This is a genomic window from Bradyrhizobium sp. USDA 3262, assembly GCF_054060035.1.
Window position 1 is genome coordinate 9,031,132 of the sequence record NZ_JBSSCT010000001.1, and the last position, 14,861, is coordinate 9,045,992.

General features: G+C 61.3%; 14 protein-coding genes and 2 pseudogenes. 2 read left to right on the forward strand and 14 right to left on the reverse strand.

Annotation, left to right across the window (positions count from 1 at the left end; translation table 11 throughout):
• Positions 1-2: 2 nt before the first annotated feature.
• From tnpB to ACVWYP_RS42935, 5 genes are all read right to left on the reverse strand, one after another.
• Entirely contained in the window at positions 3-329 is a 327-nt protein-coding gene (tnpB, locus tag ACVWYP_RS42915) for an IS66 family insertion sequence element accessory protein TnpB (RefSeq protein ID WP_028344241.1), read from the reverse strand.
• On the reverse strand, positions 326-787 hold the full coding sequence (gene tnpA, locus ACVWYP_RS42920) for an IS66-like element accessory protein TnpA (protein ID WP_063607128.1): 462 nt from the start codon (positions 785-787) through the stop codon (positions 326-328). Before tnpA ends, tnpB begins: the two co-directional genes overlap by 4 nt.
• 410 nt (positions 788-1,197) lie before the next feature.
• On the reverse strand, positions 1,198-2,661 hold the full coding sequence (locus tag ACVWYP_RS42925; RefSeq protein ID WP_244980936.1) for a putative bifunctional diguanylate cyclase/phosphodiesterase: 1,464 nt from the start codon (positions 2,659-2,661) through the stop codon (positions 1,198-1,200).
• A gap of 788 nt (positions 2,662-3,449) precedes the next feature.
• A complete protein-coding gene (locus ACVWYP_RS42930; protein WP_028344238.1) occupies positions 3,450-4,853 on the reverse strand; it encodes a GGDEF domain-containing protein in 1,404 nt (467 codons plus the stop codon).
• 300 nt (positions 4,854-5,153) lie between these two features.
• A complete protein-coding gene (locus ACVWYP_RS42935) occupies positions 5,154-5,477 on the reverse strand; it encodes a hypothetical protein (protein ID WP_018268871.1) in 324 nt (107 codons plus the stop codon).
• A gap of 421 nt (positions 5,478-5,898) precedes the next feature.
• Here ACVWYP_RS42935 and ACVWYP_RS42940 point away from each other — a divergent pair.
• A pseudogene (locus ACVWYP_RS42940) lies at positions 5,899-6,042 on the forward strand (ferredoxin--NADP reductase); the annotation flags it as partial.
• A 131-nt stretch (positions 6,043-6,173) separates the two neighbouring features.
• Here ACVWYP_RS42940 and ACVWYP_RS42945 read toward each other — a convergent pair.
• Positions 6,174-6,498 (reverse strand): annotated as a pseudogene (locus ACVWYP_RS42945) (helix-turn-helix domain-containing protein).
• A gap of 909 nt (positions 6,499-7,407) precedes the next feature.
• On the opposite strand from ACVWYP_RS42945, the gene ACVWYP_RS42950 reads away from it, so the two are divergent.
• Positions 7,408-8,319 carry a LysR family transcriptional regulator gene (locus tag ACVWYP_RS42950; protein WP_085970796.1) on the forward strand — a complete coding sequence of 304 codons (912 nt, stop codon included), beginning with the start codon at positions 7,408-7,410 and terminating at the stop codon, positions 8,317-8,319.
• On the opposite strand, the gene ACVWYP_RS42955 is transcribed toward ACVWYP_RS42950, so the two are convergent.
• The 8 genes from ACVWYP_RS42955 to ACVWYP_RS42990 all read right to left on the reverse strand — a co-directional run.
• The gene (locus tag ACVWYP_RS42955) at positions 8,283-8,540 is read right to left on the reverse strand and encodes a DUF2274 domain-containing protein (RefSeq protein WP_028344236.1); all 258 of its coding nucleotides are present in this window, start codon (positions 8,538-8,540) and stop codon (positions 8,283-8,285) included. The genes ACVWYP_RS42950 and ACVWYP_RS42955 overlap by 37 nt on opposite strands.
• Positions 8,537-9,739, reverse strand: coding sequence for a TrbI/VirB10 family protein (locus ACVWYP_RS42960; RefSeq protein ID WP_028344235.1), 1,203 nt, complete (start codon positions 9,737-9,739; stop codon positions 8,537-8,539). Before ACVWYP_RS42960 ends, ACVWYP_RS42955 begins: the two co-directional genes overlap by 4 nt.
• Complete coding sequence (trbG, locus tag ACVWYP_RS42965) at positions 9,730-10,806, reverse strand: P-type conjugative transfer protein TrbG (RefSeq protein WP_028344234.1); 1,077 nt, start codon at positions 10,804-10,806, stop codon at positions 9,730-9,732. Before trbG ends, ACVWYP_RS42960 begins: the two co-directional genes overlap by 10 nt.
• Complete coding sequence (gene trbF / locus ACVWYP_RS42970; protein ID WP_028344233.1) at positions 10,803-11,492, reverse strand: conjugal transfer protein TrbF; 690 nt, start codon at positions 11,490-11,492, stop codon at positions 10,803-10,805. The genes trbG and trbF overlap by 4 nt, the downstream gene beginning before the upstream one ends.
• A 3-nt stretch (positions 11,493-11,495) precedes the next feature.
• Positions 11,496-12,857 (reverse strand): P-type conjugative transfer protein TrbL, encoded by a 1,362-nt coding sequence (trbL, locus tag ACVWYP_RS42975; RefSeq protein WP_028344232.1) that lies wholly within the window; start codon positions 12,855-12,857, stop codon positions 11,496-11,498.
• Complete coding sequence (gene trbK-alt / locus ACVWYP_RS42980; RefSeq protein ID WP_028344231.1) at positions 12,854-13,174, reverse strand: putative entry exclusion protein TrbK-alt; 321 nt, start codon at positions 13,172-13,174, stop codon at positions 12,854-12,856. Before trbK-alt ends, trbL begins: the two co-directional genes overlap by 4 nt.
• A gap of 10 nt (positions 13,175-13,184) precedes the next feature.
• Positions 13,185-13,943, reverse strand: coding sequence for a P-type conjugative transfer protein TrbJ (trbJ, locus tag ACVWYP_RS42985; protein ID WP_028344230.1), 759 nt, complete (start codon positions 13,941-13,943; stop codon positions 13,185-13,187).
• On the reverse strand, positions 13,940-14,861 hold a 922-nt coding region (locus tag ACVWYP_RS42990), incomplete at its 5' end, for a TraG/VirB4 family ATPase (RefSeq protein ID WP_456684298.1). The genes ACVWYP_RS42990 and trbJ, both read right to left, overlap by 4 nt.

Below are 14,861 nucleotides of genomic sequence, written 5' to 3' on the forward strand. Positions count from 1 at the left end.
CGTCAGACTCCCCAGAGGGGATATTTCGATGTGCCCTCGAGCAGCATCGCAAGCTGCGTCGCACTTAGATGCACCACGCCGTCGCGGATCGGCGGCCAGGTGAAGCACCCCTGGTGCAGCCACTTCGTTATCAGAACCATGCCGCTGCCATCCCACGCCAGCAGCTTCACTCTGTCCATGCGCTTGCTGCGGAACACGAAGACGTCGCCGCAATACGGGTTCGCGCGCAGTGCTTCGCTCACCAGCGCCGACAACGTGTGCACCGACTTGCAGAAATCGACCGGCTGTCTCGCCAGCACCACCTTGAGGTCAGATCGTAGCACAATCACCGGATGCCCCGAAGCGCCGCCAGCACGGTCGACAGCGTCGCCAGCTCCACGCCCGGTTCGACCCGAATGCGCGCCCCGTTCACCTCGATCTCAACCACCCCGCAAACCTTGGCCGGCGGCGCGGTGATCTCCAAAGGCTTCGTCTGTAGCGGCGAAATACGCTCGGGCTCGACAGCTGTCCCGCTACCGCTCTCGGCACAAATTTGGATCGGCACGAAGTTCGGCGCCTTGCCTACCACCGCCGCCGCAACCTGGCGTCGCCACACCGTAAGCAGCCCGCGCGAAACGCCATTGCGCCGCGCCACCTCGGAGATGTTCGCACCCTCCTCAAAGCTCTCCGCCACGATCCGGGCCTTCTCCTCGCCCGTCCACCGACGCCGTCGGCGCTCCCCCGTGATCACCTCGACGCGACGATAGGAGTCACCTTCCTGCCTGGCATCAAGCATGGCATTTGCCATCGTTCCACCTCCGCCGATTAGCTCATGCCAGGCTCTATCGCGCGCACGCCGAGGGGGGCTAGGTGTGGGCCTCATGCCGGTTACGAACGGTCAGCTCCGGCGTTTCAGTCGGAGAGGCATTAGGGGCGTTGGTGACGGATCTTTGAGACGATATCCGGACTTCTGATATCTGATCGCCGTTCGCGGATGCCCCTATGCGTTGACGTTGGAGCAGGTGCAAAACGGTGTGCACGACAGGCCGCTACCAGTGATCGAGCCAATGTGATTTCTTAAGAGCCCACGCCCTGTCTAAGTGAATGCGCCTTCCGTGAGCAACAATGCAATTGCCGGCAACGCGTCAAATGCAGTGCGGCAGATCTACACGGCTCATTCTAACGCCTCCCGAGCACGCTTGAACTCAGCGCGTCGACTCACGCATGTAGGTTTCTTGCTCCATCTTCAGTAACCGGTCCGCGGCGGGCTTGGCGATCAAGCAGCGCGGGGATACCGGCGGCTTGAACGGGACCACTGAACAAGTAGCCTTGTCCTTCTGTGCAACCATTGGCCACCAGATAGACGAGTTGGCCTTCGTCTTCGACTCCCTCGGCCGTGGTCGTCAAACCAAACCCTTTAGCAAGGCCGAGTATAGCACGAACGATCACCCGGCTGTCGGTGCTCTCGTCGAGATGCGACACGAAGCTGCGATCGATCTTGATCTTGTCAAGACGAAACGAAAGCAGCTGGCTAAGCGTAGCATAACCCGTTCCAAAATCATCGAGCGCGATGCGGACGCCGGCTCGACGAAGTTCGTCAATCACGGTCTTCGCAGCCCCGTTTCGTTCCACGAACGCGCTCTCGGTAATTTCAATCTCCAGGCGGCATGGACTAAAGCCGGTTTGCTCAAGGATTGATATAATGCGCCCTCCAAGCGCGGAATCCCGCAATTGAACAGGCGAAATGTTGAAGGCAAGCGAGAACGTCTTCGGCCACGCAGTGGCATCAAGACACGCGCGGCGAAAAACCTGATCTCCAAGAGCGTCGATGAGGCCAGTTTCTTCTGCAATTGGAATAAACACGTCGGGCGGGATATGCCCTAATGTCCTGTTTTCCCAACGCGCCAACGCCTCGAACCCGACGATGCGATTACTTTCGAGTGAAACCACCGGCTGGTAGTGGGGCTCGATAATATCCGCCGCGATAGCGCTCCGAAGCTCACGCTCAATATTGATGCGCCGCTCGACATGTATGTCCATGTCCGGTTCGAAAAAGCGAACACGCGACCTGCCGTCGCTCTGCGCGCGATAAAGCGCGCGTTCTGCGCGCCTGACCAATTCGTGGGGGTTGACGCCATCAAGCGGAGCGATGGCGATGCCAATGCCAAGACTAAGCTCGGCTGCGCCAGTCTCAATCGCGAAAGTATCGGCGGCGGACGCCACCATACGGCGCGCCAGGTTGGCGGGATCTTCGAGGGAGCTAATGCAGGGCAGGACGATCCCGAATTCGTCGCCTCCGATCCTCGCCAGGAGGCCATCCTTGCGCAAGATGTCGATAAGCCTTGTGGCAAGTTCGCAGAGTGCCTTGTCCACCGCTTCATGGCCGTGCGTATCCTTGATCCGCTTTAAGCCGTCGAGGCCGAGCATCAGAACAGCGACTTGATGCGTGTCGGTGGCGAGGCCAGCGCACAGATCAAGTTTCTCATCAAACAGGCGGCGGTTCGGCAAGCCAGTCAATGGATCGTGTCGCGCCAAATCGCGGACGTCCCCTTCTGCAATGGTTCGTGCGTCAATTCCGCGGGCGAGTTCTCGGTAGCGCCGAACACTAAAGATTGATAGTGCAATGCTCAGCAAGAACGCGACGAACACAATGAATATAATGTCGTCGAGTACCGAATCCACATAGCGCCGTCCCAGCTGCGCCAAACGGGGGCCAAGCCCATAGAGATGCGCTAAGAGTGAAGCGAGAACGACGCCGCCGAAAAGAGCAATGAAGTCTCTCGTGGCAGAACGGCTCCAATCGAAGTGCAATACTCGCAATCGTGGAGTTGAAATTCTCATCTCAGTCGAAATTTCGCAACGTAGAGTGATCCAGTGAGGTTGGTGCCCGCAGCGCGGTTGTTAACTGAGAACCAGATGTTGCGCCGATTGCCGAACTTCAGTTGCGGCTTCGGAAGCTGCAATGAGCCATCGGGTAGCGATAGTTGCCGGGCAGAAGTTGTGTTCGAGCGACCTGCAAGTTCGCACATCGTTAGCGCGGCCGAAGCAACGAGTTACATCTGCCACTTGAACACCCTGGAGCGCGAGCCGCTAGTTCACGTGGGATAGCAATCGGCGCGACTAGGTTCCTGTCAGTTGTGCTCCCTGATCCCGACATTCTGCCGAGTGCCTGGCCAGCGGATCGGTAATCGCGGCGCGCGCCAAGGGCCGGCCGCCTTGGCGAGGTGCGGCGGCTGCTGCCAGTTGAGCGCTCGACGGAACAATGGCTGTCAAGCGCTGTTGTAGCAAGCAACGACATGACAGCTCCCGGCAGCAACCTATTGTGGTGCGAATCTACCTGCAAATGTTGCAATGGATGGACCATGACCGAATAATTGTTAGTGGAGTTGCGGCTTTGACTCGGAGAATGATAGCGAGAACGGGCGTCGGGGCCCAGAGCACCAGAGACGAAGTGAGCGATGAAGGATAACCTAGGCGACAACCACGCGGTTGCGACCTTCAAATTTTGCACGATAGAGTCGCTGGTCGGCGACGTTCAAGAACCCGTCGAGCGTGTCTGCATCGCGCCCGAACTCCGACACTCCAACACTGATGGTGACGCCGACCGACGGTTCGGCTCCGACGTCGAATGCGGTGCGTTCGATGGCCGACCGAAGGCGCTCGGCGACCGCGCAAGCCGCGTCGAGCGTCGCCCCCGGCAGCAGTACCATGAATTCTTCACCGCCCACGCGCGCGACAGAGTCGTAAGGCCGGATTGCCTCCAGGCACTTTCGCACGAATACGCGCAGGACCTCATCGCCGACGCTGTGACCACGCGAGTCGTTGATATCCTTGAAATGGTCGAGATCGAGGGATAGCAGAGCCAATGGAGCACCGGTCCGTTTGGCACGCGCGATCTCTGCGCCGATATGCTCGATGAAGTGGCGCCGATTCCCGGCACCGGTTAGTGGGTCGGTGGCGGCGAGCCGCTCCAACCTTTGATTGCTCATTTGCACTTGCTGGAGTGCTTTTTGAGTGTCAGCCATCGATTTGGCCAGGCGGGCGGTCATTTCTTCCTGGCTATAGATGGTCGCGAACGATTGCGTTGTTCGGAAAGCTCGGACGACGCCATAACTGAGCAGAAAAAAGCCGCCAGCAAAGATCGCGTGAGCCAGCCACCACATATGATTCCACGGCGCGGCCAAAATGAATGCGAGCGACGATAACGCAAACCATGTGACAGAAACGCCGAAAACAAGCATCAGCGGTGAGTGAATCCGTCGCATGAGCAAGGCCGCGACGTTCAGCGCGCTGAATAGCAATGCGCCGCCCTCCATGGACAGGCGGACCACCGGATGCCCAGCATAGCGTGAATAGGCGACAAGTGCGACAGCTAGGTCCACCGTAAGGAACAGGCCAATCCACATGAGCCACGCGCGCGTGTCCGAGCGCTTCTCAAGCTCGTCTGACGGCTGGTTGTAGCTGAGTAGCCCGACGAAGAGCAAAATCGACATCGCCAGACGCGACGCCGGCCCATAGAGCAGAAACAGCCAAATATTGCGATGTGCCATCCCGGTGAAGGCGCCGTGCAGCGAATAGATCAGCACGAAGGCCAGAAAACCAAGGGTCAACCACCGCAACAACGGCTCGCCTGAAGACCGATAGCAACGCCACGTCACATATGTGACGAACAGCCCCTCGAGGGTGGCGACGGCGATGGCGAATTCGTGGAACAGGTGGTCTTCAAACTTCAGCGCGGGATCCTGCTGGAAATAAAGGTAAGCGATGAACTGAGTGGGCAGCAGGGCGAAGCCGATAATGAGAAGGCTCGTATACGCCTGTGTGATCAGCCGCAGCGCGTTGGGCGGCTCGTGCAACATAAGATTGGTACTCATATGCTATACCGTCATTCCATGATGATCCCGCGCGGTCCTTTCATGAACTCGCGGGCCTTTCTTCAGAGCACCTGGGGTCCTGTTGGACAACCAAAGTGAAGGCATCATGGTTCGTCTCCGGCGAAGTCATCCAACACCCCGGCACGGGTGATCACCGCTGCACGGGCGCCGAAGTCACAAGAGTTGCCTTTCCGTCCATCGGCTGCACTCATCCGAGCAGGGCGGCGACGCCGCCAGGATCGGCTTGCCATCGAGGAGCGGCCAAGTCCGCCACCGCGGGACCGTCGGTGCCGTGGCGGGTTATATGTTCGAGCCCACCACGTTCAGCCCACCCGCTCCGCTAAAGGTAAGGGTATCGTGCGTGTTCAGGACAGTATCCCAGCTGCTGCCCCGAGTCGTCACGATCTGCGACCCGTTCGAAAACGCGCCATCGGAAGATGAGGAAATCACGAGCCCGTTGAGGAAGGGATTCTGCGCACTGCCGTACTCAATCGTCTGCTTGCCACCCACCGGTAGCGCCGTTGCGACGATCTGTCCGGACTGGTTCGGCTCTGAGCCAACGCGCGTGATGAGCAACACCGTAAGTGTCAGGCCGCTTTGATTGATGAGTTTCTTGTATGCCATCTGTGACCTCCGTTACCTGCCGCGTGTCCCCGCGCAAAATGCGGGACAGAGGTTCCGCTATATACATAAGCTGGCTAAGCTAGGCCCCTGCCAGATCTTGTAGGCGGCCAATATTTGGAACCTGTCAGATAGTTTTCATCATGTAGAAAATGCGGTGCCGCTTCGGTGTAAGCACCTAACTGCCCACTGTTGCGGGATAGGCAACATCCCCGCTTGCTCGACACTGGCCAAACTGGTCGCTCTGGAATGCGGTATAGTAGTCGACACAGACACCATCGGCACGCCTTTGTCGTGGCGTCAAAGATGGCGCCATAGGACGAGAAGTAACCGCCGAAGATCGTGTCCCAGTAGGCGAGACATGCTGGATCCATTCGCCGGTATCAGGGATTCCGTATTGCCGCCCGCATCTCCATCTTCATAGCTTAGTAGCCCCCACTGGGCCGACAATCTCTTCAGCTTCACCACCACGCGGGATTCGTCGTTCCGCTTCCGCAGCGGCGAATTCACCATGATCGGGTTCAAGGTCGACGAGGAGCCGCTGCTGCGTGCCTGTAGCCTCGCCAGCGTAGCTGGCTCACCAGTGATATCGAGGGGTGCCGGTTCAAGGCCGCGAGTTGATAGCCTACGCGGGCGTGCATCGGCTGGTGCGAAAGCCGGCGCCCGATCTGTTCGGGCTCCAAGCTTCTCGCCGAGGCCTCATTCGAAATTCTGTGGCGTCGGACCGTTGCGTTTGTTCTTTTGGACACGCGGCTTGCCGAGACGCGCTGACTTACGGCGTTTAGGCGAGGTCTTGCAAGACACCGCATGTTTGGACGGCCGAGCAAAGAATTCGGACAAAATGAACGCCCAGCGTTTCGGCGATGCGATCGAGGAGATCAATTGTCGGATTTTTCGATTGCCGCTCAAGACTGGCCATGTAAGAGCGGTCCATCCCGGCTTGGTAAGCCAATCTCTCTTGGGAAATACCGCGTTTCGCCCGAATCCGACGCACATTCCAAGCCACTAGCGCACGAGTTTTCATGTGCCAAGCATGCCATTCGCTCTGACCGTCAAACCACTGACTATAACGCTACTATTAGCAGGGTGCAGACTCATTAATAAATGCTGAGGCGGTAGGGCTACTTTGCCGATCCAGTCAGGAGCAATCACGTTCGAAGGTCCCATGCGATGGCTCCCCCGCATCTCAGAAGGAGCGCTCGATGAGGCTGAGGCGATAACCGTGGCCTCCCGTGACCGGCGGTTCCGCTGCAACCTTGTTCGCAACCTCGGCGGCGCATCCAAGCGCAACCACCAACTAATGTGATGGACCGATCTGATTTGGCGATGGATTGTCGTGAGGCCGAGTCGTCATCTAATCAAATAGATTGTATTTTGGTGGCATAATTCCAGCAAACGGCCCAGCCGTCTTGCTCAAGCAGAACTTCGTCTGAACCCGCCCGTAACGCTCGCCGAGGCGATTGCACTCCGATGGCAAGAGCCAGCGTCGGCGCGCCACTCAGTGAACGAGTTGTCGAATGCGCCAAGGTCGGTTCGATCATTGGTCGGAGAAACGAGATCGCCGAATCCTTTGAAAAGGAGGCAACCGAGGGCAGATAGCTAAACCTTCTCGCAATTACTTACCGAAGCTCCTGACCTTTTCGCGGTTGAGTTCGTCGAATGGACGCGCTTTAGCCTCTTAGCTGGCGGGCAGCTACATGCGGTTCAATCTGAAGTCGACAGCGATTTTTTTGGTCGGGGCGGAAGCCTACGTTGGCTCTTTTACACGCCATTGCGGTCGGTCGCCAGAACCTCCAATGCCTTCACGAAGGCGCTCAATGGCTGCGTCAGGGCTAGCGCGAAGAAGGCGCTGAAGCAGCGCAAACAAATGGAGTGAACCATTCAAAAAAAAGTTTGGTCACCGGCAATTCGCCATAGGGCTCCGACCACGCCAGTGGAATTAAGAGATCTACGCTGGGCAATCGCCGCATCTCACCACAGAAGCCTCCGCCAAGCGGCAGAAACGCTCAGAATCAAGCAGTCGACGCTTAGTCGTCGCCTGCGCAATCTCGAATACAAGTTGGGCGGCGCTCTCTTCGAGCGCACTTACGCCGGCACGCGACCGACCCTTGAAGGGCAAGAATTCCTCGATGCCGCCCAGCGCATCGTGGATGAAACGGAAGCGATCGCCGCTCGCCTCAAGACTCATTGGCGAGGCGAGAGCGGCCGATTGACCATCGGCGTCCACGCCTCACTCTCAGCCGGCAATCTCCGGGCCACCCTCCTCGACCACCGGCACCGCTTCCCCGATGCTGATACGCATCTGGTAGACGGATCGAGAGACCATCTGATCTCCGATCTAGCCAGTTCCGCCATTGACGTCGCCTTTGTGGCCGAACCCAATTCAAGCTGGAGCGACGGGTGCTTGTCGCTCTGGAGCGAACGTGTCGTCGTCGCCCTCCCCAAGGGCCATCCGCTGGCAAGGCGTGATGTGGTTCACTGGGGCGAACTGAGGGAGGAAGCGCTTCTGTTGTCACAGCATGGCCCGGCACCGGAATTGCTCAAGCTTCTCGTCAGCAAATTGGGTGGGTCCGATCCGTGTTGGCTGCTTCACCATGATGTGGCGCTCGACCGGCTTCTCACTTTGGTGGGCGCGGGCTGGGGTGTCCTGCTGACTTTGGAAGGCGCGACCGGCGCGGCCTATCAGGGAGTGACCTTCCGCGAGGTCCATGATGCGGAGGGTCCGACGCGGCTGAGCTTCCGCGCTTATTGGCGGCAAGACAACTGCAATCCGTCACTGCGTCCGTTCCTCGCCCTACTTCGGGAACGCTATCCAGACCTCTCGGCTGATCCAGAGACGACCTGAGCCGCATTTCGGCGAGCTTTTGCAAAGGCGCGGTCGGTTGCCATGAAACGCTCGATCATCGGCGCGATTAATTTGGCAGGCTCGGCCGGCGTCGTCGCGCCTCCGCTACGCGTTAAAATCTCGGCGTAGCTCTTGAGGTCCCTGAAAACCGCCGCCGGCAGCTCGATCGTGAGCTTGACCGGCTTGTCGTCTTCAAGCGGCCCGAGCTTGAGCTTCGTCATGGCGTTCGCCCCTTTCCGTACGGAGCCAATACCAAATCCCGCGTGACGATAACCCGCACCGGGAAACCTGGCCGGATGGTCAGCGTCGGCTGGATGTTGAGCTGGCGCTGCACGATCTGTTGGCCGGTCTGGCTGATGCTGTTGGACGCACCGCTACGGATCGCTTGAACGAGGTTGTTCTCATTTTGGCTCGTCCCCGCCTCCGCTCCGACGCTGAGCATGGTCGAGAGAGCGGCGGCCTTGAACAGCATACCCCAGTGGTTGTCGACCTCGTCCTCGAGTCCAGCATAACCACCAGTGTCAGCGCCAGGCTGGCGCTCCAGCACGATCGAGTTGCCGTCCGGCATAATGATGCGAGTCCAGACCAAGAGGATGCGGGACTGGCCGAACGCAACGGAACTGTCGTACTGGCCTATCAGTTTCGCACCCTGCGGAATCAGAAGATATTTTCCGGACGGGCTGTCCCAGACCGCCTCCGTGATCTGAGCAGTGACTTGGCCAGGCAGATCGGACCTAATGCCCGTGATGAGCGCGGCCGGGATCACGGTGCCAGCCTGCACGACGTAAGGTGAGGCCTTGGCCTCGAGCCGGTCCGGACTGACTGTGCGCTTGTCCGTCGCAGCGGTAAGGAAGGCCGTCTTGCGGTCCTGCATGTTCTGGGCGGACCCGGCGTCGACGGGCGGTGTCGCGGCTGGAGCCGCCACTATGCCGGCCGCGGCATTCGGGATGACTTGGCCGACACTCTGCGGTTGCTGAGCGGTTTGGGCGAAGAGGCGGCTTACCCGCGCTGCCTCGATTTCCTGGGATTTGTGCTGCGTCTCCGGGTCTGACGTCGCTGCCACGGTGTTCGGTGCAGCTCCGGCGTTGAGGATCGGCTTGCCGAGATCGCCGGGCAGCGGTGGCCCGAGCGGCGGCGCCTGGCGCGGCAGACCGGTATAGTCTTTCGGCAAGGCGGCGAGGCCGTCGGCCGAAGGCCTGTTCTGGGTGCTGAGCAACTCTTGGCCGGCCTGTTGCTTGTTCCCAGTCTGCAGTGCGTAGCCGAGCGCGCCCGCGACGGCGAGGGCCGACACTGCGCCGAGGCCGATCAGAACCTTGCGCGAGAGCCGCGTGACACGGGGCCGCTCGCCTCGAAGCCGAAGGTCCGGTGGCGCGACGGGCGGAATCTCGCGCTGATGTTCGTCTTCGCCATCTATCGCCATGCGCGCGGCCTTCCGTCGGTGCGGACGATGCGCACGCGCCGCTCGCTGTCCTTGTCGCCAAGACGCAATTCGGCGGCGGCGAACAGGCGGTCGACGATGTAGTAGTTGCGGTTGGCGCGATAGTTCACGAGTTCAGAGCCGCCGGCCGGACCGATGACGAACAGCGGCGGCATTTCGCCTTGAACGATCCCACTCGGAAACTCGATGTAAACCTTGTTCCCGTCGTCGAAGGCGCGCAGTGGACGCCAAGCCGGATCGTCGCCCTCAATTGAGTAGCGGAAGTTGATCGAGGCGAGATCGACGCCGGCCGCAATGGGCGCTGCGGTTTCAGCCGCCGCATTCTGCCGCCGAAGCGCAATGAGTTGGTCCTCGGGATACTGCCAGGAGACCGAGGCCATGTAGGTCTTCTCCGTAGAGCGCAGCTCAAGGAGATAGGTTCGCCGGTCGGTGTTGATCACGAGATTGGTGACCAATTCGGGCCGCGTCGGCTTGACCAGAATGTGGATCTTCCGGGTCGCGCCCGCCCCGCTCTCGGTATCTCCGATGATCCAGCGCACCGTGTCGCCGGCGGCGACCGGTCCGGAGCCAACGAGCTGCTCGCCTTCCTGCAGAGCGACATCGGTGATCTGACCGGGCGCCGTATAGACCTGGTACAGGGCTCCGCCGGAGAACGGATAGACCTGCACTGCGTTGATGAAGCCGTTGCGGACCGGCTGCACCCGTGCCGCGGCGTTGGCCTGTTTGACGCGAACCTTGGGGTCAGCGGCTTCGGGGACGCGCTTGCCGGAGACGAGCGGTTTCAACTGCCCCGGTAGCGGCAGGGGTTTTGGCAATTCCACGATCTGGACCGGCGCCGGCGGATCAGCGGTAAGCGTCGCCGGCTCCGCGGTGTCGTAATTGATGTCGGGCGGGATGAAATTGTGTGCGCAGCCGCCAAGCGCCGATGCGACCATCAGCAAAGCCGCAAAGGCGGGTTTACGGGGAGACGTATCGCCGACTTTCCGGTTTTGGTGAACGATAAGCTGCGAAGCCGGACCGCCGGCTCTTGAGAAAATCGGCGGGGTCATTGTCCCAGCTCCTTTGACCAGTTGATGGCGTTGACGTAGATGCCGAGTGGATTCTTGCGCAGCCGATCGGCGTCGGTGGGCGGCTGAATTGCGATCGTGAGGATCGCGGTCCAACGTGTGGTGCCGGCGAGCGCCCCATCCTGAAAGCGGTGTTCGACCCAGGCGACGCGAAAACTGTCGGGCGAGGCGCGGATGACGCTGGAGACGTCGATAGCGACCTGCTGCTTGCCGAGATTGGCGAAGGGGTCATTGGCGCGGGCGTAGTCGTTCAGCGCCACCGAGCCCGCCGTGGTCGTGAAATCATAAGCCTGCAGCCAGTTGTGCCTCACGATGATCGGGTCGGCCGGAAGCGAGCGGACGATCTGGATGAAGTGGGCGAGATACCAGGCAATCTGCGGGTCGTTCGGCCGGTAGTCGGCGGTGGCGGGTGCCACGGCTTGCGCTTCGCCGAGTTTGTCGACCTGCACCACCCAGGGAACGACGGTGCCGTGGGTGGATTGCCAGATGAGCCCGCCGGCGAGGCCGCAGGACAGGATCAGCGAACCGAAGGCCATCAGCCGCCAGTTCTTGGCCTGCACGCGGGCTGAGCCGATGCGTTCGTCCCAAACCTGGGCTGCGCGCTGATACGGGGTTTCGGGTTCGGGTGTACGGCCGAAGCGGACCGACGATCGCCGGAAGACTGACACTTTTTATTCTCCTCCCGAGAGGTCGACGGCGTGACCGCCGCCATGGCTGTCGCCGGATTTGAGGGCTTGCGCGGCCGTCTGCGCGCCGTGAATGACGACCTGATTACGCTTGACGCGCTGGGCCCAGGCGGGCGGACCGCTCTCGTTCGCTGCTTGAGATGCGGTTCCATCGTTTGCGGCGGCGCCGCTCCCGATGGTCCCCATCGTCGAGGAGCCACCGGTGTTGGCGACGCCGGCACGGGCGCCAGAGCTAAAACTTTCCGTCATTGCCCCCGTTGCTCGCGCAGCGGCGCGTCTGACGGGAGCTGCCGCGTGACTTGCCGCCGCACGGCCCACGCCGCCGAGACCGGACGCGACGCCGCCAGCGCCGGACCCACCGGCCGATGCAAGGCTGTAGGCGGAGGACGCACCGCCCGCCATCGCCGCACCACCACGCGCGGCGGCCGCAGCACCGGAGCCAGCTGCCATCGCTCCCCTTCCGGCCAAACCGAGCGCCGCGCCGCCGACCATTGCGGTACCGGCGACGGCAAGGCCGGTGCCGACGGCAGCGCCCGCGCCAAGCTGCGGCGCGCCGGAAACAAGACCGGTGGCGATGCCGGGACCGAAGATGCCGAGGCCGAGCATGGCGAGTGCCGCCAGCACGACGGAGAGCGCCTGCTCGATCGTCGGCTGGCCGCCGCCATAGGCTGACGTGAACTGGGAGAACAGCCCGGTGCCGATGCCGACGATGACGGCGAGCACCATGACCTTCACGCCGGACGCCACGACGTTGCCCAGCACCTTCTCCGCGAGGAAGGCGGTCTTGTTGAAGAGCGCGAAGGGAATAAGGATGAAGCCGGCGAGGGTCGTCAGCTTGAACTCGAGCAGCGTGACGAAGAGCTGCACCGCCAAGATGAAGAAGGCGATCAGCACCAGCAGCCAGGACAGCATCAGCACGGCAATCTGGACAAAGTTCGCAAAAAAGCTGGTGAAGCCCATCATCTGGCTTGCTGCGTCGAGCAGCGGCTGCCCGGCATCGAGACCGACCTGCGCCAGCTTGCCGGGTCGCAAAAAGTCCGCTTGCGAGATCGATGAGCCACCGGCCTTCAGACCGAGGCCAGCAAAGCTGTTGAAGATGATGCCTGAGAGCTTGTTGAAGTTGGTGATGATGAAGGCAAAGAAGCCGATATAGAGGGTCTTCTTCACCAGCCGCTGGAGTATGTCCTCGTCTGCGCCCCAGGCCCAAAACAGGCCGGCCAAGGTGACGTCGATGACGATCAACGTCGACGAGAGATACGTGACCTCGCCTTTGACCAGACCGAAACCTGAATCAATGTAGGTCGTGAAAGTATTGAGGAAGGTGTCAATAACCCCTACGTTGTTCAAGGCTTCTCTCCCTGCGTGGCGTTCGTCATCGGCTGAGTGGCCGGCGCGGCCTGCGGCAGAAGTGGCCGCGCCGGCCCGCCGAAGAAGCGCGCGCGGTTCTCCTTCCAAACCGCCTGGCAGTGCGGATCTTCGGCATCCTGGGGTCCGAGCGCGCTGCAGCGGCGCAGCTCGGCCGAGAGATCATCGGGAGCGGAGACAGAGGGGGCATCGGATACGGACCGTTCCGCCGGGCGCCGATGGATGACGTGCAGCGCGGCAAGGAAAATGGCGAACACGATGATCATCGCGCCAGCGCGAAGGATATCCGAGCGCTCCATGGTCGGTGCCTCAGTTGCCGCTGAACATAGTGACGTTGCCGGGCTGGTAGCCGCTGCGCGTCGCGAAGATCTTGTACTGCTGCTGGCCTTGCGATTCGGTCGCCGTCACGCGCGCCTGCTCCAGCGCGTCCGCCCGCCCCTTCGCGGCGAGAACCGCGACAAGATCGGAAAGCTGCTGGGAATGCAGGGCCAGGAGCTGATTGCCGGCCTGAGCGGCCTGCAGGGCGCCACTTGCCGACTGGCTGGCGGTAACCAGCGAGCTCATTGCGCTGGAGTTGGTCGAGATATTGCCGACGACGCCGGCTTGCACCTTTAGCGAGTCCTCGAAAGCGCCCACCGAGTTCTGCCAACGGGTTTGAGCCGCGGCAAACATCGTCGCATTGGAGCCCGTGGCCGCCGCCGTGCCGTATGTCGTGGAGTACGCCGTCTGGATGCGCTCGACGCTAAAGGCGATGTTCTGGGCCTGACTCAGCAGCGACTGAGTCCGTGCGACCTGTGCCTGAAGCTGGGTCAGCGTCGACAACGGCAGGTTGGCGAGGTTCTTTCCCTGGTTCACCAGGCTCTGCGCCTGATTGGTCAGCATCTGGATCTGATTGTTGATCTGCTGCAGCTCGCGCGCCGCAGTCAGCACATTCTGGCTAAAGTTGGTGGGGTCGTAGACGATCCACTGCGCGGAGGCCGGTGCCGTCAAAAGCGGCGAGATCGATAGAGCGAGCGAGAGAGCGGTCGTGGCGACGAAGTTTGCGCGCTGCGTCTTACGAGTGATCATGATTGTACCTCCAGGTTTGTCAGGTCAGGGATGAGATCGGCAGCCCAGAGCAGCTCGTGATCGGCGAGCCAGGCGGGCGTGAAGTCGTCGCGGCCGTGCTCAGCGAGCAACCGCTCGATTGCGGCATGGTCGGCCTTGGAAGACGCGGCGCAGAAGGCGAGCGCGACCGGCCCGAGGCCGAGCTCAAAGAGCCGATTGCCGCGGCGGGACTGGCAGTAATAGTCCCGCTTCGGTGTCGCCCGCGCGATGATCTCGATCTGGCGATCGTTCAAACCGAACCGCTGATAGATCGCGGCGATTTGCGGTTCGATTGCGCGCTCGTTCGGCAGGAAGATGCGCGTCGGGCAGCTCTCGACGATTGCGGGTGCGATGTTGCTGCCGTCGATGTCGGAGAGCGATTGGGTGGCAAAGACGACGGAGGCGTTCTTTTTCCGTAGCGTCTTCAACCACTCCCTGAGCTGTTGCGCGAAGGCCGGATCGTCGAGGACGAGCCAACCCTCGTCGATGATGAGGAGCGTCGGCCGGCCGTCGAGCCGTCCCTCGATGCGATGGAAGAGGTAGGTAAGAACGGCAGGTGCCGCTCCAGCGCCAATCAAGCCCTCGGTTTCGAAAGCCTGCACCGGGGCGAAGCCGAGCTGCTCGGCCTCCGCGTCGAGCAGACGGCCGGAGGAGCCGCCGACACAATAAGGTTGCAGGGCCTGCTTGAGCGCGGTCGATTGCAAGAGAACCGTCAGGCCGGTGATCGTGCGTTCCTCGACGGGCGAGGATGCCAGTGACGTCAACGCCGACCAGACATGCTCCTTCACGGTCGGGTCGATGGTGACGCCTTCCTTGGCGAGGATCGCGGTCACCCATTCGGCCGCCCAGGCGCGCTCCGCCGCATCGCCGATACGCGCCAGCGGTTGAAGGGAGACTGAG

Bases quoted from the DNA above. Each gene is read 5' to 3' on its own strand.
- ACVWYP_RS42930 (WP_028344238.1), bottom strand. From the start codon at position 4,853: ATGAGTACCAATCTTATGTTGCACGAGCCGCCCAACGCGCTGCGGCTG.
- tnpA (WP_063607128.1), bottom strand. From the start codon at position 787: ATGGCAAATGCCATGCTTGATGCCAGGCAGGAAGGTGACTCCTATCGT.
- ACVWYP_RS42960 (WP_028344235.1), bottom strand. From the start codon at position 9,739: ATGGCGATAGATGGCGAAGACGAACATCAGCGCGAGATTCCGCCCGTC.
- ACVWYP_RS42935 (WP_018268871.1), bottom strand. From the start codon at position 5,477: ATGGCATACAAGAAACTCATCAATCAAAGCGGCCTGACACTTACGGTG.
- trbJ (WP_028344230.1), bottom strand. From the start codon at position 13,943: ATGATCACTCGTAAGACGCAGCGCGCAAACTTCGTCGCCACGACCGCT.
- ACVWYP_RS42955 (WP_028344236.1), bottom strand. From the start codon at position 8,540: ATGACGAAGCTCAAGCTCGGGCCGCTTGAAGACGACAAGCCGGTCAAG.
- trbK-alt (WP_028344231.1), bottom strand. From the start codon at position 13,174: ATGGAGCGCTCGGATATCCTTCGCGCTGGCGCGATGATCATCGTGTTC.
- trbG (WP_028344234.1), bottom strand. From the start codon at position 10,806: ATGACCCCGCCGATTTTCTCAAGAGCCGGCGGTCCGGCTTCGCAGCTT.